The organism is Mesorhizobium alhagi CCNWXJ12-2 (assembly GCF_000236565.1).
GTDB classification, from domain to species: Bacteria; Pseudomonadota; Alphaproteobacteria; order Rhizobiales; family Rhizobiaceae; genus Allomesorhizobium; species Allomesorhizobium alhagi.
In genome coordinates this window covers 1-3,942 of record NZ_AHAM01000191.1, presented here as the reverse complement: position 1 = coordinate 3,942, position 3,942 = coordinate 1, and the positions used below count along the sequence as shown (strand labels likewise).

General features: G+C 59.9%; 4 protein-coding genes. All 4 read left to right on the top strand.

The window, feature by feature from the left end; all coding sequences use genetic code 11:
- Window positions 1-187 precede the first annotated feature (187 nt).
- Window positions 188-1,069, top strand: a complete 882-nt coding sequence (locus tag MAXJ12_RS22370) for an ABC transporter ATP-binding protein (RefSeq protein ID WP_202946693.1) — start codon at window positions 188-190, stop codon at window positions 1,067-1,069.
- Window positions 1,066-1,818: an ABC transporter permease gene (locus tag MAXJ12_RS22365; protein ID WP_008838278.1), complete on the top strand. Its 753-nt coding sequence runs from the start codon at window positions 1,066-1,068 to the stop codon at window positions 1,816-1,818. The genes MAXJ12_RS22370 and MAXJ12_RS22365 overlap by 4 nt, the downstream gene beginning before the upstream one ends.
- Window positions 1,815-2,573, top strand: coding sequence for an ABC transporter permease (locus MAXJ12_RS22360; protein ID WP_008838277.1), 759 nt, complete (start codon window positions 1,815-1,817; stop codon window positions 2,571-2,573). Before MAXJ12_RS22365 ends, MAXJ12_RS22360 begins: the two co-directional genes overlap by 4 nt.
- A gap of 358 nt (window positions 2,574-2,931) precedes the next feature.
- Window positions 2,932-3,942, top strand: a 1,011-nt coding sequence (locus tag MAXJ12_RS22355; protein WP_040587380.1) for an aconitase family protein, incomplete at its 3' end; no start/stop codon positions are given.

Here is a 3,942-nt window from a genome sequence, read left to right as displayed (position 1 = left end):
AGGAGCCACTATAGGCAGCCGCTCACTGCCGGAGCTTCTTCAAGCCCTTCGGAAGATCGATTTCTGACCGCAACTCCAATGGCGCGCAGGGCGTCGTCGTTCGGCGGGCCAGTGGCGGTCAACTATGTACAATCTGCTTTGTGCCACTGCTCACTAGAGTTACGCTAGGTCCAAAAGGGAGGACGGATTGGCAGCGCTAATTTCCAAAGAGGGCGCGGGACCCGACGCTTTGTCTCGTGAGCTGCATTCGACGCCTCCCTTCGCTGAGGTCCACTCATGCCTTCGCGGCGTCAGCAAGGTCTATCCCGAGCGGGCCGGAAACCCTGCCTTGCATGCCCTGGGACCCATCAACCTCGACCTGAAGAAGGGCGAATTCTTCGCCGTGGTCGGCCCGTCGGGGTGCGGAAAGTCCACATTGCTCGAAGTGCTGGCGGGGCTTTCGAACGTAACCGAAGGCACGGTCACGTTCGAAGGCAACGCCATCACCGGCAGGGTTCCCGACGGAGTTGGAGTGGTCTTCCAGGAAGACGCCAGCTTTCCCTGGCTCACCGTTTGGGACAATCTTGCATTCGGCCTGCGGCGGCGAGGCATGGATGCCGGTTCGATCCGCTCGCGAGTCAAGGACGCGTTGGCGCTGACTGGACTTTCCGATTTCGCGAAGGCCTATCCTGCACAATTGTCAGGTGGCATGCGCCAGCGGGTGTGCATCGCCAGGACCCTGGTCACCGAGCCAAGGCTGATACTTCTGGACGAGCCGTTTGGAGCCCTCGACCAGCAGACCCGCCTCCTGATGGGAGACGAAGTCCTCAGGCTCTGGCGTGAGACGGGCGCCACGATACTGCTGATTACGCACGCACTGGACGAGGCGGCAATGCTGGCCGATCGGGTCGGCGCGATGTCGTCCCGGCCCGGCAGGTTCCTGGAGGTCATAGAGACGAACTGGCCCAAGGATCGGGACAGCCGCATCGCGAGTGAGGAGTCGTTCGGTCGTATCACCGGAAGGCTCTGGAGCCTGCTCCGAAACGAGTCAAGGAATGCGATGGGCGCCGCTGCGGGCAAGCTAAAATGACCCGGGCGAACCTGCTCCAGATCGCGGTGTTCGCAGCGTTGTTTGGGCTTCTCGAGCTTGGGACGCAAATGGGCTGGATTTCGCGATTCACGATCATCCCCCCGAGCGAAATGGTGACCGGCGCATATAATTTGTTCGCGTCAGGCAAGATTGTCCCCGACTTCGTGTCTACGATGTGGTCAGTGATAGTCGCATCGCTGCTGGCTATTGCGACGGGATTCGTAGCCGGCGCGATGGTTCACAGCCTGCCGCAGTTGCGCCGTACGTTGGATCCCTTCTTCGCAAGCTACTACGCGGTTCCGATTTTTGCGTTCTACCCGCTGTTCATCTTCATATTCGGACTGACCGACATTCCCAAGATGATCATCGCATATTTCTACGCGGTGGTGGCGATGATGATAAACACGATGAACGGCCTTGACCGGATGCCCGCTGTCTACAGCAAGACCGCGCGCGTTCTCCGGATGAGCGGGACCGCCAAGACCTTCTGGGTCACACTGCCGGCCGCCATGCCCTACGTGTTCACCGGCGTCAAACTGGCGATCGCCTATGCGTTCCTCGGAACGATCGCGGCCGAGTTCATTCTGTCGACTTCGGGTCTCGGGCATGCCATCAGCTTTGCCTACCTGAACTTCGACAACAATGGACTGTACTCCAACATCCTTATCGTGCTGACGCTCTCCGTGGTCCTCAACATGGTGCTCTTCTACTGGGAGAGGATACTTCTGACGCGGAGGGGATTGGCATGAGGGCTGAACTTGATGCACGTCTGAAGGATGTCCTGTCCTTTCTCGCCCTGGTGGTGTTTCTGCTGATCGCATGGCAGGCGACCCACGTCGTTGCCGGCGAAACCGCGCTGGCGTCCCCCTGGCTCACCATCGTTCGAACCTATGAACTGCTCGGTTCATCCCGTTTTTGGGAACACTTCGCAACGACGACCTGGACGTTTTTCATTGCGTCCGTGATATCCATCGTGGGGGGCATACTCATAGGCCTGGTGATTGGGTCGAGCCCGCTGCTCACCGAGGCAGGCGAGCCGGTTCTGATCGCGCTCTACACGGTTCCGAAGGTGGCCTTCTTCCCCGTCATACTCCTCGTGTTCGGAATCGGGCTGCCCGCGCAAGTGGTGTACGCCTTCCTGCACGGCATCATTCCCGTTGCCATTTTCACCATCACATCCATCCGCAACGTTCGCCCCGTGTTTCGAAAGACCTCCCGGGTCATGGGCCTGAGCACCGGCCAGTACTGGTGGCACGTGGTGATCCCATCCGCCATTCCCGAGGTGTTCTCCGGTATCCGCCTGGGCATCTCGCTGACCTTCATCGGCACGATCCTTGCGGAGATGTTCGGATCGAAATCAGGATTGGGATATCGGCTCATGCAAGCCATCGGCATCAATGACGGAGCTCTGATCCTGGCGCTGACCCTGATCATCGTCATCCTTGCGATGGCGTTCAGCTGGGTCCTGCTTGCGATCGACAATCGACTGCACAAGCGCGTCTGATCAGCGCATTGCCGTAGGAGCTTTCAGCAATCCTCCCGCGTTTCCGAAGGGTCGAAGGCTTCGAGGCTCTGTCACGCCGTTGAGGGGTGGAGCGGACTTTCGCCTGCCCAGGCAGCCGCGGCAGACCTGCTCGGCTCGGGATCTCGAGAGTAGCATCGACCAAAACACGGATCCTCGCCGCCAACTCCCGCCGGCTGGCGCGGCGGCTGAAAAAGCCGTGAAATCCCGATCGAGGCTCGAAGCGGCGGGACGTCGCCTTATCAATTTTCTCCTATGATGGACGTACTTCATCCTGCAAAAGACGAAGAAACCTATGCTTCGGAAGAGGTCATTCGTCAAACCGGTGAAGAAGATTTCCATGGAACAGAACACGTCTCAGACATTTTTTGACAAGATTTGGGACAGCCACGTCATAAGGCACATCGAAGACGATGTTTACCTTCTCCATGTCGACCGCCACATGGTGCATGAGTGCACTTCGGGCGCTGCGTTCGCTGCGTTGAAACGGTCGGATCGTCGAGTGCACTCCGCGGATCTAACCTACTCCGTGGTCGATCACATTCTCTCGACGGCGCCCGGCCGGACCGGCGAAACGTTCCCGGGCGGACGGGAGTTTGTCAGCCTCCTTCGCAAGAATTGTGCCGAGCACGATCTCGAACTCATCGACTTCGACGATCCCCGCCAAGGCATCGTTCACGTTATCGCGCCCGAACTTGGCATTGCACTTCCCGGGACGACGCTCGTCTGCGGCGACAGCCATACCTCCACGTGCGGAGGCATGGGATGCTGGGCATGGGGCATAGGGACCAGCGAAGTTGCTCACGTGTTGGCGACACAGAGCATTCTCCAGCGGCGTCCGAAACGGATGCGCGTCAACTTCCATGGCAAGGCAGGCGAAGGCGTCTACGCCAAGGACATGATCCTGCATCTCATCGGCCAGGTTGGTGTCGCGGCGGGACAGGGCCATACCGTCGAGTACGCGGGATCAGCGATCCGCGGCCTCGGAATCGAAGGGCGCCTGACGATCTGCAATATGTCGATAGAGTTTGGCGCCAAAGCCGGCTTCGTCGCGCCGGATGACGTCACGTTCGAATACCTCGCCGGCAAACCCTACGCGCCGCAGGGTCAGTTGTGGGATCAGGCGGTATCGCACTGGCGGACGCTTTGCAGCGATGCGGACGCGGCTTTCGACCGAGAAGTCGACATCGATTGCAGCACCATCCGGCCCCAGGTCACATGGGGGACGTCGCCGGAGGATGTCAGTTCTCTCGACCAGCCGCTGCCTGACCCGGCGGACATAGCCGACCCGGTGAGGCGGCGCGCGATCGAGGAGGCATTTTCCTATCTTGGTCTCGAGCCTGGCAAGCCA